At 65.5% G+C, this 19,270-nt stretch carries 16 protein-coding genes; 6 read left to right on the top strand and 10 right to left on the bottom strand.

The window, feature by feature from the left end; genetic code table 11:
- Positions 1–115: 115 nt before the first annotated feature.
- Positions 116–2,944, bottom strand: a complete 2,829-nt coding sequence (locus ACLBWL_RS10715) for a TonB-dependent receptor (protein ID WP_447792831.1) — start codon at positions 2,942–2,944, stop codon at positions 116–118.
- A gap of 225 nt (positions 2,945–3,169) precedes the next feature.
- Here ACLBWL_RS10715 and rsgA point away from each other — a divergent pair, with 225 nt between their 5' ends.
- The gene (gene rsgA, locus ACLBWL_RS10720; RefSeq protein ID WP_447792833.1) at positions 3,170–4,165 is read left to right on the top strand and encodes a ribosome small subunit-dependent GTPase A; all 996 of its coding nucleotides are present in this window, start codon (positions 3,170–3,172) and stop codon (positions 4,163–4,165) included.
- 56 nt (positions 4,166–4,221) lie between these two features.
- Complete coding sequence (locus ACLBWL_RS10725) at positions 4,222–4,470, top strand: hypothetical protein (RefSeq protein ID WP_447792835.1); 249 nt, start codon at positions 4,222–4,224, stop codon at positions 4,468–4,470.
- A 5-nt stretch (positions 4,471–4,475) separates the two neighbouring features.
- On the opposite strand, the gene ACLBWL_RS10730 is transcribed toward ACLBWL_RS10725, so the two are convergent.
- The 5 genes from ACLBWL_RS10730 to ACLBWL_RS10750 all read right to left on the bottom strand — a co-directional run bounded on the left by ACLBWL_RS10730 (position 4,476) and on the right by ACLBWL_RS10750 (position 7,039).
- The gene (locus ACLBWL_RS10730) at positions 4,476–4,820 is read right to left on the bottom strand and encodes a Rap1a/Tai family immunity protein (protein WP_447792837.1); all 345 of its coding nucleotides are present in this window, start codon (positions 4,818–4,820) and stop codon (positions 4,476–4,478) included.
- 34 nt (positions 4,821–4,854) lie between these two features.
- On the bottom strand, positions 4,855–5,697 hold the full coding sequence (locus ACLBWL_RS10735; RefSeq protein ID WP_447792839.1) for a hypothetical protein: 843 nt from the start codon (positions 5,695–5,697) through the stop codon (positions 4,855–4,857).
- Positions 5,698–5,762: 65 nt separating this feature from the next.
- The gene (locus tag ACLBWL_RS10740; RefSeq protein ID WP_259467403.1) at positions 5,763–6,074 is read right to left on the bottom strand and encodes a hypothetical protein; all 312 of its coding nucleotides are present in this window, start codon (positions 6,072–6,074) and stop codon (positions 5,763–5,765) included.
- A 284-nt stretch (positions 6,075–6,358) separates the two neighbouring features.
- A complete protein-coding gene (locus ACLBWL_RS10745; RefSeq protein ID WP_447792842.1) occupies positions 6,359–6,694 on the bottom strand; it encodes a hypothetical protein in 336 nt (111 codons plus the stop codon).
- Between the two features lie 3 nt (positions 6,695–6,697).
- Entirely contained in the window at positions 6,698–7,039 is a 342-nt protein-coding gene (locus ACLBWL_RS10750) for a hypothetical protein (protein WP_447793483.1), read from the bottom strand.
- Positions 7,040–7,226: 187 nt separating this feature from the next.
- On the opposite strand from ACLBWL_RS10750, the gene poxB reads away from it, so the two are divergent.
- A complete protein-coding gene (gene poxB, locus ACLBWL_RS10755; RefSeq protein WP_447792844.1) occupies positions 7,227–8,975 on the top strand; it encodes a ubiquinone-dependent pyruvate dehydrogenase in 1,749 nt (582 codons plus the stop codon).
- A gap of 16 nt (positions 8,976–8,991) precedes the next feature.
- Here poxB and ACLBWL_RS10760 read toward each other — a convergent pair whose 3' ends face one another.
- Positions 8,992–9,354 carry a hypothetical protein gene (locus ACLBWL_RS10760; protein ID WP_447792846.1) on the bottom strand — a complete coding sequence of 121 codons (363 nt, stop codon included), beginning with the start codon at positions 9,352–9,354 and terminating at the stop codon, positions 8,992–8,994.
- 208 nt (positions 9,355–9,562) lie between these two features.
- On the opposite strand from ACLBWL_RS10760, the gene ACLBWL_RS10765 reads away from it, so the two are divergent.
- Genes ACLBWL_RS10765 through ACLBWL_RS10775 form a run of 3 tightly spaced genes read left to right on the top strand, consistent with a single transcriptional unit; the run spans position 9,563 to position 13,382 of the window.
- On the top strand, positions 9,563–10,069 hold the full coding sequence (locus ACLBWL_RS10765) for a 2Fe-2S iron-sulfur cluster-binding protein (RefSeq protein WP_447792848.1): 507 nt from the start codon (positions 9,563–9,565) through the stop codon (positions 10,067–10,069).
- Positions 10,066–11,052, top strand: coding sequence for an FAD binding domain-containing protein (locus tag ACLBWL_RS10770; RefSeq protein WP_447792850.1), 987 nt, complete (start codon positions 10,066–10,068; stop codon positions 11,050–11,052). The genes ACLBWL_RS10765 and ACLBWL_RS10770 overlap by 4 nt, the downstream gene beginning before the upstream one ends.
- Complete coding sequence (locus ACLBWL_RS10775) at positions 11,049–13,382, top strand: xanthine dehydrogenase family protein molybdopterin-binding subunit (protein WP_447792852.1); 2,334 nt, start codon at positions 11,049–11,051, stop codon at positions 13,380–13,382. Before ACLBWL_RS10770 ends, ACLBWL_RS10775 begins: the two co-directional genes overlap by 4 nt.
- A gap of 17 nt (positions 13,383–13,399) precedes the next feature.
- Here ACLBWL_RS10775 and ACLBWL_RS10780 read toward each other — a convergent pair whose 3' ends face one another.
- The 3 genes from ACLBWL_RS10780 to ACLBWL_RS10790 form a co-directional block, all read right to left on the bottom strand.
- A complete protein-coding gene (locus tag ACLBWL_RS10780) occupies positions 13,400–14,665 on the bottom strand; it encodes an MFS transporter (protein WP_447792854.1) in 1,266 nt (421 codons plus the stop codon).
- Positions 14,666–14,933: 268 nt separating this feature from the next.
- The gene (locus ACLBWL_RS10785; RefSeq protein WP_447792855.1) at positions 14,934–16,532 is read right to left on the bottom strand and encodes an ArnT family glycosyltransferase; all 1,599 of its coding nucleotides are present in this window, start codon (positions 16,530–16,532) and stop codon (positions 14,934–14,936) included.
- A 127-nt stretch (positions 16,533–16,659) separates the two neighbouring features.
- Complete coding sequence (locus ACLBWL_RS10790; protein ID WP_447792857.1) at positions 16,660–19,092, bottom strand: TonB-dependent receptor; 2,433 nt, start codon at positions 19,090–19,092, stop codon at positions 16,660–16,662.
- Positions 19,093–19,270 lie beyond the last annotated feature (178 nt).

A 19,270-nucleotide genomic window follows, 5' to 3' on the forward strand; every position in this document is an offset into this window, starting at 1 on the left:
AGACTCCCCGGCGTTTGGGCACACTGTCTTGGCCTATATACCACGACGGCGCGACCAGTGGCCAGTCGATCACCGCCGATCGCCACTTACGGGCGACCGGCGGTAATCCCGGCTTCTACATCTTCATCGTCAAGCTGAACTGGAACACGCGACCGGTGTTCATGTAGCCGCCGTTGCGGTCGTTCGAGATGTAGCGTTCCGACTTGCCGACCGTCGCCCAATAGGTGTGCTGATCGAGCAGGTTGCGCGCCGCCACGCCGATTTCTAGGTTTTCGGTGGCGGCGAAGGCGAGGCCGAAGTTCATCTCGCCGATCGGCTGGACGTAGATGTCGGGCTGGCTGTCCTGCACGGTCGCCAGGAAACGACCGGTGTAGTTGTACGACAGGTTGGTGCGAAACTGGCCGGCGGCATAGAAGATCTCGGCATTGTAGATCAGGTTCGGCGCCTGCGGCAGGGTCGATTTCCGGATGTCGGTCGCCGAGATCTGATAGTTCGCTTCGGTGTGCTGGTACGTGATGTTGCCGCCGACCCCGAAATTGCCGAGGAAGTTCGACGCCAGCATGTCGCCGATCGTGAAGCGGCCCGACGCCTCGATACCACGTGCGTTGCCGTCGCGGCCGTTGGCGGGCTGGATCGTCGTCACCGAACCGACGGTGTCGCCGATCGAGCGCGTCCCGGTCGGCACGAGGATGTTCTTGAGCGTCTTGTAATACAGCGCAACCTGGAGGTAGCGGCCGACGCCGCCATAATATTCCACGCCCGCGTCATAGCTCCACGCCTCGACCGGTTTCAGGTTCGGGTTGGGCCGGGTGACGGTGATGTTGCCGCTGGAATCGGCCTCGCTCCGCTGGGTCGGGCCGGCGAGCTGGTCGAAGGCCGGACGCGCATAGCTGGATCGCACCGCACCGCGGACGACGAACCGCGCATCGGGCTTCCATGCCGCCAGCAGGCTGGGGTCAAGATGGTCGTAGTCGCGTCCGGCGTCGATGAAATTGCCACCCACGCCATTCGCGTTGGTCGAGAAATACCGCGCCCGGAAGCTGTTGTCCTCGTACCGCAGGCCCGGCATCACCTCCAGCGTCCCGATCGTCAGCGTCGCCGTCGCATAGGCCGCCTTGCGCTTTTCGTTGCCCTTCAGCAGCCCCTGGTTGATCACCGTCGGTGAGACGAGCGACTGGTTCACATATTGGCTGACCTGCGAGTCGAGTTGGCTGCGGTCGAGGACCTTGATCCCGCGGGACGGATAATACTCGAGGAAGTCGGTCAGCACATAGCCGTTATACTGGTTGATCGTCGGCCCCTGCACGGTCCCGTTTTGGAGCGGCGTGAGGAAGCGGTAGCGCGTCACATCGGGCGCGAGTGACCGACCGTCGCGATCCGAATCCTCGTACAGCCCGCCGATCGCGACGTTGGTCAGCACGCCGGTGCCGTCCCAGCCGATGCTGCCCTTTACGGTCTTCTTGACCTCCGACAGATAGTCGTAGCCCTGCTGGATGTAGAGCTGGCTCGGCCGGTCGAGCGACGCAACATAGGCGCTGGCACCCGACGACAGCACCGGTCGCGGCGACTTCGGGTTCGACAGATCGACAACCACCCCTTGCGTCGCAGGCCCGGTGTTGTTCGCGGCGCCGTTATAGGCGATCCCGCGGAACGCCGCTTCGATCCGCTGCGGCTGGTCGAACCGACCGTCGGCATAGGCGCCTTCGAGCGAGGCGGTGAAACCGTTCCAGTGAGCCTTGCCGCCGAGTTGCGCGGAGAACAGCTCTTGCTCGACGTCTTCGGTACGGAAATAGCTGGCCGGGTTGATGCCGAGCGGGGTGTAGACGCCCGCGGCGTTGTACGCCTGCGTCGTGCCGCCACCGGTCAGCGGGCGAACCGGGTTCGAGCTGGTCTGGCCGCGCGTCAGTTCGTTGCGCAGCCCGGTCTGGTTCATCGTGTTGGTGTTGAGATAGGTCGCGTAGTTTACTCGCGCGAACAGTTCGACGGGGTCGCCGTGATAATCAAGCGAGCCGGTCGCGCCGTAGCGCTTGATCTCGTTGTTGTAGAAATTCCACTGGACGCCGTCGGCCGACAGCGCGTCGCCGTTGGCGCGGGCGGTGCCGACGTTGAAGGCGGTGGTCTTGTAGTCGTTCTGCACCGCGGTCGATTCCGCGGCGTTGGCGCGCTCCTCGTAATAGCCTGCGACATAGACGCCGAACTGATGGTCGCTGCCGAAGCGCCGCGCGGCGTCGATGCCGACCGCGCCGCCGAAACCCTTCTGCTTGCGGTCGAGCGCGAGCTGCGCGCCCTGGGCGAGGACGCGGGCGCGCGTGAAGTCGGTCGAGAAATCGAACGCGGTCGGCGTCCGCAGGTCGATGATGCCGGCGATCGAGTCCGAATCCTTGGCCGCCCCGGGCGTCTTGTCGACCGCGATCGCGCCGACCGCGAACGGCGAGAACAGGTTGAGCGAGATCGCACGCGAGCTGCCCGCGACCTGCGGCAGGCGCAGGCCGTCAAGCGTGTAGGCGTTGTAACCGGTGTCGAACCCGCGGATCGAGACATATTGCGCCTCGCCGGTCGCGCTCTGGTTGCGGCCCTGATCGCGGCTTACCGAAATGCCGGGCAGCTGCTTGGCGAGGTCGGCGATCCCGGTCTGCGAGTGGATCGCGACGTCGCCGGTGGTGACGATGTCGATGACGCCGACCGCGTCATGCTCCTCGGCGAGCGCGGTCTGCTGACGACGGCCGTTGACGACGATGTCGCCGGTGATCGCCTCGCTGACGGTCTCCTTCGGCAGCGTGTCGTCGGTCGTCGCCGCCGTCGCGACCGGGCTGGTCTGCGCGAACGCGGTCGTGCCGGGGACGACGACGATCGCGGCGGCCAGCGCCCCGCCGGCGACCTGAGTCAAAAGAGCAAGCGCGCGCGATCGCTGCCGGCGTACCGGCATCGTGAGTGTCGTGTTCATGGTTTCCCCCCTGGGATGGTTGGGCGGACTGGCACGTCCGTTGACCGGGCAGCTAGGACCGATTCGATACCGTTTTATGACAGGATCGTATAATTTTACGTGTTTGGTTACTTTTTACCTTACGGAACGAGCGGATGCGCGACGACTATCAGCCGAGCCGATCCGCTGCTGATCGAACACCGCAATATGCGATGCCGGCCGATCGAAAGCGGTTATAGTGACGCGATGACACCGACGACCGACACCTTGGCAGACCTTGGCTGGACCGCACATTTCAACGAGCAGATTTCGGACGAGGAGGCGCTGCATTGCCATCCGGTCCGCGTGATGGCGGTCCACCGCGGCAAGATCGCGGTGGCGGGCGAGGGATCGCGCGACTTCGTCTCGCCCTATATCCCCGGCGCGCAGCCGACCGAGGACCACCCGACGGTCGGCGACTGGCTGCTGTTCGACGACGCGATGGGGCATCCTATCCGCGTGCTGCACCGGATCAACCTGTTCAAGCGACGCTCGCCGGCCGATCCGCGCAAGGACCAGATGATCGCGGCCAACGTCGATACGGTCTTCATCGTCGCATCGTGCAACCAGGATTTCAGCGTCGCGCGGCTGGAGCGGTATCTGGTGCTGGCGCGCGAGGTCGGCGTGCAGCCGGTCGTGGTGCTGACCAAGTCCGACCTGACGGATACGCCGGAAACGTTCGCGGCGGCGGCGCGCGCGATCGAACCGGGTTTGCTGGTCGAGACGGTCAACGGCCGCGACCCAGCCGACGTCGCGCGGCTCGCGGCATGGTGCGGCCCCGGCAAGACCGTGGCGCTTCTCGGGTCGTCGGGCGTCGGCAAGTCGACGCTCGTCAATACGTTGCGCGGCTCCGACAGCATCGCGACGCAGGCGATCCGCGCCATCGACGGGACCGGTCGCCACACCACGACGGTGCGCGAGATGCATCGGCTCGAACAGGGCGGGTGGCTGCTCGATCTGCCGGGGATGCGCGAGCTGCAACTGTCCGAGGCGGCGTCCGGCATCGCCGAGGTGTTCGACGACTTTACCCTGATCGCGCAGGAGTGCCGCTTCTCGGATTGTTCGCACCGCGTCGAACCGGGCTGTGCGATTCAGGCGGCGATCGCTTCAGGAACCTTGACCACGGAGCGGTTCGACCGCTGGCGGAGGCTCGCCGCAGAGGAAAAGGGACCAGTGTCGACCGGCGGTCGGCGGCGGTCCTAAGCGTGCGTCATGCCAAGGTTCGGCGTTGTTCCGGTCTCGGCCGCGACGCCGATGCCGTGACCAGCGATACCAGCCCTCTGCCCGCTCCCGCGCTGCATTTCGTGGGGTTTCGGGGAGATGAATATCTCCGCGCAATCCGTATCTTCGGCCCGCCGGACTTCATCCATGTCGGCTGGGACAGTTGGGCCAAGCTGGACGTGGCGGAGGGCGACATCGTGGTGTTCGCACGCGGCACCTTCGACGATCCGCCGTCCGCCTACAGTTTCCCGGATATCTACGAAGCGCCGGACGACGAGTCTGCCTGACAGGCTTACTTGCGCTTCCGCTTGACCGCGGCGCTTCCACACGGAAATTTCGCCCGCAACGCGTTGCGCACGACGAAGGATGGCGCGTCGGTCCATTGCTCGTCGTGCATCCGCAGGTATCGCCGGACCGACGCGACGGTGTCCAGCGTCGAGGCGGTCGCGGGTTTCGGACAGATTTGGCGCGCCTGCGACAGCGTGTCGAACGCACCCATGATGTAGCCGGTGCAGAAGGTGGCGGCAGGATCGGTGTCCTTGCCGCGGCAGTCGCTAACCAGTTGCTCGGTTGTCAGCGAACTGACCACGACGGGCGCTTTCGACGCGGCGAGCGCGGCGATCATCAACAGGATCATGCGATTGCTCTCTTCGATCGGGCGGGTTTGATGGTCATGTTGCCGGCATGCTTTCGGATGCCGCGCCCAGATATGGCAGCAAACGAAGACGTGGGAATACCTCGTCGAGCGTCTTGGTGTCGGGCAGGATGTAGACGACGCCGCCGGCCTTCTTGAACAGCGGGCTCAGTTTGCGCGTGTAGAAGGGCGTGCCGACGTTGACGCAGCCGAACGAGATCCGGTTGTCGTCGGGCGACGGAGAAAGGAGCCGCTGGACGCGCTTCTCCTTCTTGTTCGTGGTAATAACCGCGTGGATCGCGACGGAATTGGCGTAGTCCACCCAGAGCACGCGCTCATGGCCGAACGCGCGACCGAACTTGGCGACATACCGACCAGCGGGTGTCGTCCGTTCGGCGGGCCCGATGTCTTCGAGCTTCTTGGCGCCGACCCCCGGGGTCGAATCGTCGCCGATGCCGATGCCGAGCAGGACGGGCGTCTGTCCGAGCAACGTGCCGTCTGCCTTGAACAGATAGAGCAAGGCGGCCGGCTTATCGATTACGATATAGGGGAGGGTAGCGTTGTCCTGCGCCGCCTTGACCCAAGCCATCACCCGAGATGCGGATTCTGTCGGAATGGGAGCGGGCACCGGGAGAGCAACGCTCGCGACCTTCCGTTTTGAAGGTGGGCGTTTTGCAGATGCGCCTTTTACCGACGCGCCTTTTACCGACGGGCGCTTGGCGGGCCCGGTTTTCCCGTTCGCCGCTTTCTTGGCAGGTCGAGTGCTGGCATCGGCAGTCTGGGCATTCGCGAGGCACGGTGCCGCCGCAAGCGACACCAATGCGGCGACCCGAAACGCAAAAGAAAACGGCTCTGACGCCATCGTTCGAAGATTGAGCATTCGGCGATGTAGCAGAGCCGTTTTCCGTTACAAGTGCCGGTTACCCGGCATTAGATGTTCGGCGATCAGCCGCGCGGCTTGCGCGCGCGCTGCTTCTGGAGCTGCTGCATCTGCTGGTCGACGCCATCGACGCGGCCGTTGAGCTGGTCGATCCGCTGGCCGTTCTGCTGTGCCTGGCCGGCTGCAGCCTGCGCCTGGGTCAGTGCCTGACCGGATACGCCCTCGACCGTGCGCAGACGCCCGTCGATGCCGTCGATGCGCGTGTTCACCGTGGCGATCTGATCGTTGACATAGCCCTTGGTCGCGCAGCCGCCGAGGCCGACCGAACCGAGCAGGATCATCGCAACGGCCGAACGCTTTGCAAAGTTGGAATTCATTCCCTCACCTCATCTGTAGTGGTATTTCCCGGCGACCAAGGTCCCGGCCCGATCCGTTTGGCAATTCGTTTTGGCTGAAATGTGTCCGTTACGGGTCCAATCGAAGCACCGATTTTGCCCAAAACGGGGCCCGTCAGACGGCGGTTTCGTGGTTCCGACGTCGTGGCAGCGAATACTTCGTCAGGCTGTATCTCATTGGTACCGCATAGTTTTTCGGGCGTCGTGGTCGTAGGGCATGCGTCGATACGGCGTCCATCCGCCGCCTTCGACCCGTGTCGGAGCGTTCACCCCCGATCGTTTGCGCCGTTTTCGAACCACCCAGCATAGGGCGTGTTGGCGACCATGCGGCGGTTGAGGTCGGGGGTGCCGTCCTGCCACCAGACCGGTCCGCGTTCGCCGAGCGCGACCTTCGCACGATCGACGCCCGCCCGCGCCTCCGCCAACGCCGCCTTGTCAGCTTTGCGCAAGGCGACGCCCACCGCACGTCTGGCCTGCATCAGGTCGGCGACCAGCGCGGTACGGCGGTCCTCGGAGAGCGACGGATCGGCGCGACGCCAGAGCCTGCCGCGGACGACGAAGTATCGGCCGTCCGGGGTTACCGGATGAACGTCCGCGGGCACGCCTCAGCGGGTCTTCTTGGCGGGTGACGCGGTGAAATCGGGATCCTTCTTCGCCACCCAGTCGACAAACTTGCGGATGGTCGGGTTGGCGAGCAGGCTGTCGACATCCATCCCGGCGCGCTGCAATTCCGAATTGGTGAAATTGGTGGTCAGCGTCTGCTGGCAGACCGGATGCATCGGCACGACGTCGCGTCCACCGCGGCTTTTCGGCACCGGATGATGCCAGACGATCGTCTTCCCGGTCGGGCGGCCGCACAACCAGCAAGGTACCGCCTGCGGAACGTCCTGCTCTTCCGCTGCCTGCGGGTCTTCATAGGGCATGTGTTTCGAATGCTTGCGGGCCATGGGGTGTACCTGAACTGTCTCGACGGGCGCTTCCGACGGGTGCGACTCAAAGCCGTTCCGTTCGTGTCGCGCAAGCCGGGTTGAGGTGAAAGGTTGCGCGCGCTGCATCCCTACCGACGTGAAACGCGTTTGCGAACTGTCCGTCGTCTGATCGACAGCGATCATCCGAATTGCCTGGAGCCGTTACATGCCGAAGACCGTCATTGCCGACCTGTTCGCCGAAACGCTGCATCTGGCCGGGGTCGAGCGCATCTACGGGGTGGTTGGCGACAGCCTGAACGGGTTGACCGACAGCTTGCGGCGCCAGGGCAAGATCGAGTGGATCCACATGCGCAACGAGGAGGCGGCCGCGTTCGCGGCGGGCGCCGAGGCGCAATTGACCGGTCGCCTCGCGGTCTGCGCCGGGTCGTGCGGCCCCGGCAACATGCATCTGATCAACGGCCTGTACGACTGCAACCGGACCCGCGTGCCGGTGCTGGCGATCGCCGCGCAGATCCCGAGCGGCGAGATCGGCTCGAACTATTTCCAGGAGACGCGTCCCGAGGCGCTCTTCCGCGAATGCAGCGTGTATTGCGAGACGATCTCCGACGCGGACCAGATGCCGCGCACGCTCGAGACCGCGATCCGCGCCGCGGTCGGCCATCGCGGCGTCTCGGTCGTCGCGATGCCGGGCGATGTCGCGCTGCGCTCCACCACCGGCACGCTGGCGCGGTCGGCAGGCGCCTTGTTGCCGCCGCGCGCGACGACGGTCCCCGCAGATGCCGATATCGCCGAGCTAGCCGCGCTCCTGAACGGCGCCGGCAAGGTGACGATCCTCGCCGGCCGCGGGTGTCGGACCGCGCACGCCGAACTGCTCAAAGTCGCCGAACGGCTCCAGGCGCCGATCGTCCATGCGCTCGGCGGCAAGGAGTTCGTCGAATACGACAACCCCTATGATGTCGGCATGACCGGGTTGATCGGCTTTTCGAGCGGCTACGATGCGATGATGGGCTGCGACGTGTTGCTGATGCTTGGCACCGACTTTCCTTATCGCCAATTCTATCCGGTCGACGCCAAGGTCGCGCAGATCGACCTGGTCCCCGAGAATCTCGGACGGCGGACCGCGATCGATATCGGGCTGGTCGGCGATGTCGGCGCGACGCTCGCGGCACTGATGCCGCATCTGACGGGCGCCCGCGACGGTGCGTTCCTCAAATCCGCACGCGACAATTATGCCGAGGCGCGCAAGGGGCTCGACGAACTCGCCGACGGAACGCCCGGCAGCGGCGTGATCCATCCCCAACACGTCGCCCGCGTCGTCAGCGAGGTCGCGGCGGACGATGCGGTGTTCGCCTGCGACGTCGGGACGCCGACGATCTGGGCGGCGCGCTATCTGAAGATGAACGGGCGGCGCCGGCTGATCGGGTCGTTCAACCACGGATCGATGGCCAACGCGTTGCCGCAGGCGATCGGCGTGCAGGCGAGCTTCCCGGATCGTCAGGTCGTCACGCTATCGGGCGATGGCGGTCTGGCGATGCTGATGGGAGAGTTGCTCACCGTCCGCCAGCTCGGGCTGCCGGTGAAGATCATCGTCTTCAACAACGGTACTTTGGGCTTCGTCGAGATGGAGATGAAGGCGGCGGGGCTGGTCGAAACCGGCGTCGCGCTCGATAATCCGGACTTCGCGGCGATGGCGCGCGCGATCGGCATCCACGGCGTGCGGGTCACCGATCCGGGCGAGGTGGAGGCCGGCGTCCGCGACGTGCTCGCGCATCCGGGGCCGGCGTTGCTCGATGCGGTGACGGCGCGTACCGAATTGTCGATGCCGCCCAAGATCACGCTCGAGCAGATGAAGGGCTTCACGCTCTACATGGCCAAGGCGATCATCAGCGGTCGCGGCGACTCGGTCGTCGAGCTCGGCAAGACTAACGTCGGTCTGCTGAAGCGCCTGTTCTGATCGGACGGGACGCGCGTCACTGATAGCGCGCGGTCCGGTCGAAGCCGCTGTTCGTCTTGGCCATCTTGGCGAGCTTGCGGACATAGGACCGGACATGGCGGTCGAACCGCGTATCGTCATACACGCCACGCCAGATGAATTCGTCGCGATCGAGCAGCGCTTTCAGGTCGGCGGCAAAGCGCTTCTGGTCGACCGCCGAGTCCTTGGCTTGCATCAGCGTGCAGACCATCTCCTCGGCGGTTGCCTTGTCGCAATCGTCCTGCTGGCCATAGCCGCCACGTTCGGCGGCGACCTGATCGGACCGCGCCGCAGCGATTCGGGCGTCGAGCCATTTGCGCACCTGTGCCTCGTCCCAGTCGGTCGGACTAATGTCTGCCATCGCTTATTCCCGATTGCGGTGCCGTCGCGCCTGCTCCGGTCTCTTCCGTTGGAGCCCGCATACCGCGTGAAACGCGCTTTGGAGAATAGGGCGACATATCGCGCGGCAAGACACTGGCGAATCGTAATAAACCGCCTATACCGTTCGGTATAAAATTATGCCCGGCCGCGTCGCATGCGCGAGCACGTGTTTTAGGTAGGAGAGTGCGATGTCGATACTCGTCAATGGATCGGCGGTCGCTTTGCCCGACGATCCCCGCGTCTCGCTGCTCGATCTGTTGCGCGAGGGGCTGCATCTCTCCGGTACGAAGAAGGGCTGCAACCAGGGCGCTTGCGGCGCGTGCACGGTGCTGGTCGACGGTGAGCGTATCCTGTCGTGCCTCGCGTTGGCGGTCCAGTATGACGGGCGTCGGGTCACGACGATCGAGGGGTTGTCGGACGGGAATGCGCTGCACCCGTTGCAACAGGCGTTCATCGACCATGACGGCTTCCAGTGCGGCTATTGCACGCCAGGCCAGATCTGCTCGGCGATCGGCATGGCGGCGGAAGCGAAGCGCGGCGTACCGAGCAACGTCAGCGCCGATCTCACCGCGGATGTGCAGCTGACGCGCGAGGAATTGCAGGAGCGGATGAGCGGGAATCTGTGCCGATGCGGCGCGCATAACGGGATCATCGATGCGATCCGCGAAACCGTCGCGGCGGAGATTTCGGCATGACCCCGTTTGCCTATGCGCGCGCTGGCGATGCTGCCGAAGCGCTCCGTCTCGGTGATGTCGACGCGGCGGCGTATCTCGGTGGTGGCACCAATCTGGTCGACCTGATGCGCGAGACGGTCGCCAAGCCCGCCACGCTCGTCGATGTCACCGGCCTGTCGGACACGATCACCGAGACGGGAGACGGCGGGTTGCTGATCGGGGCGGCGGTGCGCAATACCGCGCTTGCCGAATACCGCGCGGTACGGGCGCGCTATCCGATGCTGTCGCGCGCGATCCTGGCGGGGGCGTCGGCGCAGATCCGCAACATGGCGACGGTCGGCGGCAATCTGCTCCAGCGCACCCGCTGCACCTATTTCTACGACACCGACGGTTCGCGCTGTAACAAGCGCGTGCCTGGCGAGGGCTGCGATGCGGTCGGGGGCTTCACGCGTATCCACGCGATCCTCGGTGCGTCAGAGGCCTGCGTCGCGACGCATCCGTCCGACCTGTGCGTCGCGTTTGCCGCGCTCGATGCGGTCATCCATGTCGAGGGCCGCGGTGGCGCGCGTACGCTTCCGTTCGGCGAGTTGCATCGCCTGCCCGGCGATCGGCCCGATCTCGACACCGTGCTGGCGGCGGGCGACCTGATCACCGCGATCGAACTGCCCGCGATGGCGTTTGCGGCGACCTCGACGTACCGCAAGGTTCGCGATCGGGCGAGCTATGCGTTCGCGCTGATCTCGGTCGCGGCGGCGCTCGACGTCGTCGACGATGAGGTTAGGGACGTGCGTATCGCGCTCGGCGGCGTGGCGCACAAGCCATGGCGCGCGACCAAGGCGGAGGCGCTGCTGCTAGGTGGTCCGGCGACCGAGGCGGCGTTTCGCGCGGCCGCTATCGCCGAACTCGCCGACGCCAGGCCGCTCCGCGACAACGGCTTCAAGATCGAACTCGCGAAACGGACGATCGTCGCCGTTCTCGGCGACCTGTCGGGAGCAACCGCATGAGCATTCTCGAAACGGTAAAGGGCACCGCCCAGGGCCTGGTGCAGGGTGCGATGACCAAATTGGTGCCGCTCGCGCCTGATAGCTGGGTCCCCGGCGGCGTCCCCGACCCGCTGATCGCGCGTAAGCACGGCCTGATCGGCACATCGGTATCGCGGCTCGACGGTCCGTTGAAGGTGAAGGGTGCCGCACGGTTCGCGGCCGAGTTCCCGCTCGACAACATGGTCTATGCCGCGCTTGCGTTCGCGACGATCCCGCGTGGTCGGATCGCGACGCTCGACGTGGCGGCGGCGGAGGCCGCGGCTGGCGTCGTCGCGGTCATGACCTACCGAAACGCGCCACGCATGAACCAGCCGGCGGTGTTCGGCTCGGGCCCGACCGCGGCGGCGCCCGCCGATCTGCCGATCATGCAGGACGATCGTATCCACTGGAACGGGCAGCCGATCGCCGTCGTGCTGGCGGCCACGCAGGAGCAGGCGGACTATGCCGTATCGCTGATCCAGGTGACCTACGACGCCGAGCCGGCGATCACCTCGTTTACAGCGGCGAAGGCCAAGGGTGCCGAACCGGCATCGTTCATGGGCCAGCCACTGCGGAACGCCATTGGCGATGCCGACGCGACGCTGGCAGCGGCGCCGCACACGGTCGACCAGGTCTATCGGACGCCGCGCCACAACCATAACGCGATCGAACCGCACGCCGCGACGATCGCCTGGGTAGGCGACGATCTGGTCATTCACGACGCCAGCCAGTTGGTCACGATGGCGGCGGCGACGATCGCCGGCGTGTTCGACCTGAAGCCGGAGCAGGTTCGCGTGACCTCGCCCTATGTCGGCGGCGGTTTCGGTGGCAAATGCCTGTGGGATCACCAGATCCTCGGTGCCGCGGCGGCCAGGCTGGTCGGCCGTCCGGTGCGGGTCGCATTGACCCGCGAGGCGGTCTATCGCGGGGTCGGCGGCCGTACGCTGACCGAGCAGCGCGTCGCAATTGGCGCGGATGCGGACGGGCATTTCCAGGCGCTGATCCACGCTGGAACGACCGCGACCACGCCGCACAACAACATGCCCGAGCCGTTCATTCTCGGCACGCGCGCGGGCTATGCCGCGGACAGCATCAAGCTGTCGGTCGAGGTGGTTGAAATCGCCATGCTCGCCAACACGTTCATGCGCGCACCCGGTGAGTCGGTGGGCACGTTTGCGCTGGAATCGGCGATCGACGAACTCGCCGTCGAACTCGGCGTCGATCCGATCGACCTGCGCGTCCGCAATGAGCCGGAGGTGGATCCGACATCGGGCCTGCCGTTCTCGTCGCGGCACATCGTCGAGGCGTGGCGTGCTGGGGCGGATGCGTTCGGCTGGGCCGGCCGTGCGGCGCCCGGCGCGCGACGCGAAGGCGAATGGCTGATCGGGATGGGCTGCGCGACCGGGACCTATCCCTATTACCGGATGCCGGGGGCGGCGGCGCGGATCACGATCGACCGTTTGGGCAAGGCGCTGGTCGAGGTCGCGGCGCACGAAATGGGGATGGGGACGTCGACGACCACGACGATGGTCGCCGCCGAACGGCTCGGGCTGCCGCTCGATTCGGTCGAGGTCCGGTACGGGGATTCAATCATTCCAGGCGCCATCTTGGCGGGCGGGTCGCAGCAGACCGCAGCGATCGGTGGCGCGGTGATCGCCGCGCATAACGCGCTGGTCGCCGAACTGCTGAAACTCGCGGGCAACGATTCACCGCTTGCCGGGCTGTCGCCGGACGAGGTTGGCAGCGAGGATGGCGGTCTTGCCAAACTCGACGATCCGACGCGGCGCGAGTCCTACGCCTCGATCCTCGGCCGGGCGCAGCGCGATGCGGTGACCGTCTCGGCTGAAGGGTCGCCGCCGCTGGAGCAGATGCACTGGTCGATGCACTCGCACAGCGCGATCTTCTGCGAGGTCCGCGTCAACGCGGTGACGGGGGAGGTGCGCGTCACTCGCTTCCTCGGATCGTTCGACTGCGGCCGGATCCTTAATCCGAAGACCGCGCGCAGCCAGTTCCGCGGCGGCATGATCATGGGCCTTGGCCTCGCGCTGATGGAGGAGACCGACTTCGACGAGCGCAACGGCCGGATCATGAACCCTAGTCTCGCCGAATATCACATCCCGGTGCATCTCGACGTCCCCGAGATCGAGGTGATCTGGACCGACATCGCCGACCCGCACACGCCGATGGGTGCGCACGGAATCGGCGAGATCGGCATCACCGGGGTAGCCGCAGCGGTCGCGAACGCGGTCTATAACGCGACCGGAACGCGGGTGCGCGATCTGCCTATCACGCTGGACAAGTTGCTGGTTTGAAGCGATGCGGCCTGCGCTCAATGCCGGTGTCTGGTCTCCGGCATCGCGATGAAATAGAGCGCGAGGCCCAGTCCGGCGACGACCGCCAGCGTCAGGAAGCCGGCGGTGTAGCCGGCGCCGACGATGATCGCACCAGCAAGCGTTGCCGACAGCGCCGCGCCGAGGCCTTGTGCGCTGGCGACCGCGCCCTGGCTGACGTTGAAGCGCCCGGTGCCCTTGGTCAGGTCGGCGATCACGACCGGGAACAGCGCGCCGAAAATGCCAGCGCCGATGCCATCGAGCGCCTGCACGCCGACCAGCCACCACGGGTCGTTCGAGACGGTGTACAGAGCGCCACGCACGGCCAGGAACGCGAAGGCGACGAGGAAGAGCGGCTTGGTGCCCCATTTCTCGGTGTTGCGACCGACCACGATCGCGACCGGTACCATCACCAACTGTGCTGCGACGATGCACGCCGCGGTCAGCGACGTCGCCAGATCCTTGCCGACCGTGCGCGAGAGAAGCTGGCTGACCGACGTCAGCATCGCGGCATTGGCGAGGTGGAACAGGAATGCGGTCAGCGCGAAGATCATCAGCAGCTTGTTCTCGATCAGCGCCTTCCAGCCACTGGGCTGTTCGCAATCCTCGTCTGGTTCGCAATCGAGACCGCGCGCGACCGCATTGTCGATCTTGCCGTTGTCGATCCGAGACGCGGTGACGATGCTCGCCACGGTCAGTCCGCCCATCAACCAGAACACGACGACCGGGCCGAACTTCCACGCGAGCAGGCCCGCCAGCGCCGCGGATACCGCGTTGCCGGCATGGTTGAACGCCTCGTTGCGCCCGACGCGCTTGGCGAACAGCTTGGGGCCGACCAGCCCGAGCGTGATTGCCGAGATTGCGGGCGCGAACACGGCGCCGGCGACCGCAGCGACCGACTGGGTGATGGCGACGACGGTGAAACCGGTCACGATCGGTAGCGATATGCTGCTGAGCGTCACGAGCAACGCGGCGATCATGACGATCCGTGGCTTGTTCCTGGCGCGGTCGATCAGGCTGCCCGCGGGCGTCTGAGAGATCAGACCGACGATCCCGGCAATCGTCAGGACTGCGCCGACGGTCGCCTCGTTCCAGCCATGCGCCGGTCCCCGAACGGCGAGCAGATAGATGGCGAGATACGGCCCAAGCCCATCGCGCACGTCGGCGAGGAAGAAGTTCAGCGCATCCAGGGTCCGGTTTGGGACGGATGCGTCACCTTGTGTACCTCGCGTCTGCTGCGCGGACGCCTGATCCGTGGTGGCCATGAAACTTCCCTGAAATCGCTATCGTGGAACCTGAGCGGTTTGCGGACCGGCCATCGTCGGGGGGTCCAATCTACCGACACCGTGAAAGTTTCCGCGATAGTATAATATAGTGAGCTCGAATGTTCCTAATGATCTCAGGACCTAAACTGAAACTGAACGGTGCGGCACACTGTGCGCGGAGCGATCGTTGCTGATCGGAGGATCATCGAGCAGCCCAGTTCGACAGGCTATCCCGCGTGCTGTTGTCGGCCCCTGCCGGGCGCCGATACTAGTGTTTCTGCGCGCCGGTCATCGCGGAGAAATTGTGCGAGCCGCTACCGGTTGCGAGCAGGTCCGGGCGCGGCGTGGTTGGTGCGATGCGAACCGCGACAATGGTAAGGCCACGGCCGACCTGGAAACCGGCTCGGCGCTCTCGATAGGTCGGCGTGCCGATGGCTTGCGCCAGCACGACGCTATGCGGATAGGCGGGGCGCATCTGTTCGCCGACGATAACCACCCCGCGGACGCCGAGGCGGTCGAGCATGGCGCTGGCTTCGCGCGGCGAGCGTGCGGTCAGGATGTAGCCGCGGCCCATGAAGTCGCTGGTCGACAGCCATTGCGACGCGCGGGCAGTCCAGATTTGCCGCCGACCGCGATCCGCAAAGGCGGCGGCGGCGATCACCGCGCCCTCGCCGCCGGCCCGACCGTCGACCAGCCAGATACCGGGCGTGTCGATCATCGTCTGCGCGATCGTCGGCGCGCCGAGATCGGGCTTCGCTGTTTCGTGCGCAAGGGCGATCGCCGGGGAAACGAGCATCCCGACGGCGCAGGCGACCGCAGCCGCCCGGAACACTGCGCCGAAGCTCCACAACGAACGGATCCCCAATGCGGCGAGGATTATGCACCACGGCAGCAGCGGCAGGATGTACCGGTCGACCAGCGCCACGGGCACGATCGCCTGGAAGATCAGCGTCGCGACGATCACCGCGACCGACAGCCTGACGACCGGCCCCGAACGGGCATCGCGCCAGTGATGGATCGCACCGACCGCTACCAGGAACATCCCGCTCAGGCCGATATTGGCGTGGACGGCCTGAACGTTGGTGACGAGCGAGTCCCACGCATAGGCGCACCCCGGCGCGTAGTTGAACCCGCCAGCCGAAATCCTGAACGAGATCAAGTACCATGGCAGGATCAGCAGACCGGTCGCCACGCCTGCGATCCAGAGCCTGCGATCGGCCAACAGAGCCCAGCGGCGCGAGAGCACGATCTCGATCGTGGGCACGAGGATGACAAGCACGCCGTTGCCCTTGACGAGCGTCGCGAAGACGGCGAGCGCGGCGAACAGTGCATAGCGAAACCAGGACGGACGGTCGGCGGCGGCGAGCCAAGCAATGGCAGCAATCCCGACCACCAGCGCCACCGGCTGGTCGAGCAGGAAATAGCGCGCGCTTTCGACTTCGAGAGGCAACAGCAAGGCGACGAAAGCCGCTGCGACGGCGATCCGCGGCACGCCCGTACGAAACAGCCCCCAGCCGACCAGCGCCGCCGGTAACCCTGCGATGAAGGCGCTGAACATAGAGGCGGCGAAGGGGGAGGGGCGGAGGATCGCGAACAGCGGCGCGAGCAACGCGTACCAGCCGGGCGGCCAATGGCCGATCGAAAGCTTCGGAAAATGGGCGTAGAAATCCCGCGCGAAAGCCATCGGCGAGGGCATGCCGGCGCGCAGCCAATCGCCGATGAACAGCGTGTTGATATAGTGCGCGGACTCGTCCGGATCGATGAAGCTCGCCGAAAGACCCCCGGTCGTCGCGGCGAGCACCAGCGCCGCCAACCCGAGTAGTGGCGCGAGTGCGATCGTTCGCGTGACAGCCCCCCGGATGATCATGCGAGCAAAGCTAGGCGACCGTGCCCGCAAAAACCATGATCATTCGGTACTATCGCGCGGACCGGGTAAGATGGACCGAAGCGGATGCGTTGGAGCACACCGCTTCGGTCCGAAGGCTAGCGGCGGGTCAGAAGGCACCGGACAGCGTGAAGAACACCTGCCGCGGCGGGGTCGCGTAGCTGTTGTAGGTGGTGCTCGCCGCGCCGACGACGATTTCGTAGATGCCCTTGCGATTGGTCAGATTGGTGACGTTGACCGAAAACCGCGTGTTCTTGAGGCCGAGGCCTCCGATCGGTGGCAGGGCGTAGCCGGCTTGCGCGCTAAGCAGGACGCGGCCCGATACCGACTGGTCGTTGGTGTAGGTTGCGAAGCGGCGGCCGACGAAATCGCCGATCACCTGGACGTCGAATGGTCCATCGTTCGCGCTGGCGACGACCTTGTTGAGCCATTTGGCGGTGTTGGGGACATACTTGCCCGCGGTTGGGACGATCGCGGTGCCGCTGGTGTAATTGTCGTCGTATTTCGAGCTGTTGTACGACAGCGCGTCGTAGAGCGAGAAATGCGGGCCGAACCGGAACGTCGTCGCGAAATCGACGCCGTTGGTCGTGACGCCGCCGACGTTCTGCAGGATCGACACGCCGCCGACGACCGACGAGATCACCGGCGTCGCGCTGATCTGCAACAGGCGGTTGCTGAAATCGACGTGGTAATAGTTCACTTGACCCTCGATCGCGGTGATCGGGCCGAGCGACACCTGGCGATGCGACCGGACGCCTGCCTCGTAGGTCCACGAGCTTTCGGGCGACGTCTCGGCCTTCAGCTGGTCGAACGCCTGCTGGCTGCCGAGATTATACGGCGACAGCCCGGCGGCGACCGACGTCTGGAACTGGCGCACGTTCTTCTGCACGTTGGCGAAGAGCTGCTCCGACGAGGTCACGTCCCAGGTGCCACCGATCGCCGGCAGGAACCACTTCTTGGTGTTGATCCTACCCTCCGGCAGGCCGGTCGAGGCGCCCGACAACGCACCCGGCAGCGGCTGGACCGGCACCACACCATTGGCGAACTGCAGGCTGGACTTGAAACCCGCCTCGAGCGTGACCGCGGGCGTGATGTGCCAGCGATCCTGCAAATGGAGCTGGACGATGTCGACGTCGACGTCGCTGCCATATTGGGTCAGGCGGCGCAGCGCGGGATCGGCGCGAACATAGGGCGTCGAGGGATTGTCGACCGGAAACGCGTACCAGCGGCGGCGGACGGTGTTCGCGTTATGCTCGTACCAGCCGCCGAGCTCGATCTCGTGATTGCCCGCGTCGATCGCGAGCCGCGACAACAGCCCCTCGCGGTCGACGGTGTATTCGGTCGTCCGCAGCGCATAGCCTGAATTGCCGAACACCTGTTTCAGGTTCTGGCCGGGATAATAGATGCGGAACAGCGCGGGCAGGCCCGCCACGGTGATCGGTCCGGCAATCTGCCCCTCGCCGTCGTCGTGATGATAATAGACCTGGTTCGAGAATGTCACGGCGTCCGAGAAGCGGTAGTCGAGCTTCACGTAACCCAGATAGTCCTTGCGCTGCGCATCACCGTAATAATTGAGATAGTTGGCCGGCGCATTCGACGGCACGTTGCCGTTGGCATCGAGGTAGGCGAGCGCCGCGGCGAAGTTCGGGTAGAGCAGACTACGATAATAGGGTTCGATCCCGCCGGCATTGTGCGCGACCGAGTCCTGGTTGGGCTCCTGCTTGTTGGAATAGGCGAAATAGCCGGTCAGCGTGACGTGGCTGTCCTTGTGGACGAACTTCGCGTTGACCTGATAGCCGCCCTGTTTCGCGTCGAACTCCCACGCGCGCGCCTTCTGGCGGATGGCGGAGATGTAGCCGCTGTTGGTACCGCCAAGACCGTCGAATTCGCCGCTGTCGATCCGCAGATAGCTGCGCTGTGCATCGTAGCTGCCGAGCGTCTGCGCGAACCGAAGGCCGAGATCGCGCGCCGGATCGCTCGTGAAGGTCTCGACCGCGCCGCCGAGATTGCTGGCCGACGCGGTGCCGAGATCGGCGGCACCCGACGACAGGCGGACCTGGCCGACATTCTCGCTGATGACCGCGCGCTGCGGCGAGAGGCCGTTGAAATTGCCATAGGATTGATCGCCCAGCGGCACGCCGTCGAGCGTAAAGCCGAGCTGGTTCTGGTTGAAACCGTGGACGACCAGCGAGATGTTCTGCTCGTTGTTGCCCCACGGATCGGCGGTTTCGAACTGGACGCCGGGTAGCGTCTGGATCGCCTTGACCGGACTGACGCCCGGCAGCGTCTTCTGCATCTCCACGCCCGACAACGCGACCGACGAGCGCGTCGTGCGGCTAGCGGTGACCATGATCGTGCCGTCGGTATCGCCCTGCTTGGTGACGTCAGGTGCCGGATCCGCTGGAGCCGCGCCGGCATCACCGCCGCCAACCGCCTGCCCGGTTGCGGCCTGCCCGAACGACGGCGTTGCACCGAACGTTACCGCGATCGCGGCCGACGACAGATAAAGCGAAGCGCGGATCACGCCCCGGAACTCGACCATTACAGATCCCCTTGTCGCCGCCCAAACGCGGCTTCAGAGGCGGCTACTAGGCAGGGTCCGCGACATGTCGGTGTCGGTTCGATTACATAAATTATACAGTCGAGGTTGCCGGCGCGGTGGGCGTGGGGGGTGCGCGAGGACGAAGATTGGTCGCGGCAATCCGCTGCCGGGCGACCGT

Source organism: Sphingomonas sp. M1A8_2b (assembly GCF_053345535.1).

Excerpts from the sequence above, each read along its gene's own strand:
- ACLBWL_RS10765 (WP_447792848.1), top strand. The coding sequence starts at position 9,563 with ATGTCGATACTCGTCAATGGATCGGCGGTCGCTTTGCCCGACGATCCC.
- ACLBWL_RS10760 (WP_447792846.1), bottom strand. The coding sequence starts at position 9,354 with ATGGCAGACATTAGTCCGACCGACTGGGACGAGGCACAGGTGCGCAAA.
- ACLBWL_RS10715 (WP_447792831.1), bottom strand. The coding sequence starts at position 2,944 with ATGAACACGACACTCACGATGCCGGTACGCCGGCAGCGATCGCGCGCG.
- ACLBWL_RS10730 (WP_447792837.1), bottom strand. The coding sequence starts at position 4,820 with ATGATCCTGTTGATGATCGCCGCGCTCGCCGCGTCGAAAGCGCCCGTC.
- ACLBWL_RS10770 (WP_447792850.1), top strand. The coding sequence starts at position 10,066 with ATGACCCCGTTTGCCTATGCGCGCGCTGGCGATGCTGCCGAAGCGCTC.
- ACLBWL_RS10790 (WP_447792857.1), bottom strand. The coding sequence starts at position 19,092 with ATGGTCGAGTTCCGGGGCGTGATCCGCGCTTCGCTTTATCTGTCGTCG.
- ACLBWL_RS10785 (WP_447792855.1), bottom strand. The coding sequence starts at position 16,532 with ATGATCATCCGGGGGGCTGTCACGCGAACGATCGCACTCGCGCCACTA.
- ACLBWL_RS10740 (WP_259467403.1), bottom strand. The coding sequence starts at position 6,074 with ATGAATTCCAACTTTGCAAAGCGTTCGGCCGTTGCGATGATCCTGCTC.
- ACLBWL_RS10775 (WP_447792852.1), top strand. The coding sequence starts at position 11,049 with ATGAGCATTCTCGAAACGGTAAAGGGCACCGCCCAGGGCCTGGTGCAG.
- ACLBWL_RS10750 (WP_447793483.1), bottom strand. The coding sequence starts at position 7,039 with ATGGCCCGCAAGCATTCGAAACACATGCCCTATGAAGACCCGCAGGCA.
- ACLBWL_RS10780 (WP_447792854.1), bottom strand. The coding sequence starts at position 14,665 with ATGGCCACCACGGATCAGGCGTCCGCGCAGCAGACGCGAGGTACACAA.
- poxB (WP_447792844.1), top strand. The coding sequence starts at position 7,227 with ATGCCGAAGACCGTCATTGCCGACCTGTTCGCCGAAACGCTGCATCTG.
- rsgA (WP_447792833.1), top strand. The coding sequence starts at position 3,170 with ATGACACCGACGACCGACACCTTGGCAGACCTTGGCTGGACCGCACAT.
- ACLBWL_RS10735 (WP_447792839.1), bottom strand. The coding sequence starts at position 5,697 with ATGCTCAATCTTCGAACGATGGCGTCAGAGCCGTTTTCTTTTGCGTTT.